The following is a 729-nucleotide window of genomic DNA, read 5'->3' on the forward strand; positions in this document are numbered from 1 at the left end:
CACCCAGCCGCCGCTCAGCCGGCACATCCAGCTGCCCGAGCATGCGCTCGGCATCGCGCTGCTCGAACGCAGCAGCCCGCAGTTCAGCCTGACCGCGGCCGGCCAGCGCCTTCTGCGCGACGCGCGGCACACCCTCGAACCCTCCGCACGCGCCGAGCAGGCCGCGCAGCGCGTCGCCCACGGCCGCCCCCGCCGCTCCCCGCTCGGCTTCACGCCGGTCCTCGCGTACCGGCTCCTCCCGATGCTGCTGGCGCACGCCGCGCACGCGCTGCCGGACGTCGACATCGAGTTGCGCGAGTTGGTGTCGACCGTGCAGATCGATGCGCTGGCGTCGCGGATGCTCGACGCCGGCTTCGTGCGCCGGCGCGCCGCGCGCCAGCCGCTCGAATACCGGCACGTGCAGCGCGAGCCGATGCTGGTAGCGGTCGCGGAGGGCGCGCCGCTCGCCGCGTGCGAGCGCATCGGTCCCGACGATCTCGACCGGCAGCCGTTCATCGCGTATTCGCCGAACGAGGGGAAGTACTTCCACGACCTGATTTCCGGCGTCTTCGCGAACGCGGGGCGGCTGCCGAACTACCTGCATTACGTCGGGCAGACGCATACGATCCTCGGCCTCGTGCGCGCGGGGCTCGGCGCCGCGCTCGTGCCGGCGTCGGCGCGCGAACTGCATGTCGACGGCGTGGTGTTCCGGCCGCTGGCGGGCGCCGACGTGGCGGCCGAGCTGTATCT

General features: G+C 73.4%; 1 protein-coding gene. It reads left to right on the plus strand.

Annotated elements, in window-relative coordinates; translation table 11 throughout:
• On the plus strand, positions 1 to 729 hold a 729-nt coding region (locus ABU190_RS27285), incomplete at both ends, for a LysR family transcriptional regulator (RefSeq protein WP_354692910.1).

Origin of the sequence: Phytobacter sp. RSE-02 (assembly GCF_040578655.1) — a bacterium.
Lineage (GTDB): Bacteria > Pseudomonadota > Gammaproteobacteria > Enterobacterales > Enterobacteriaceae > Phytobacter > Phytobacter diazotrophicus.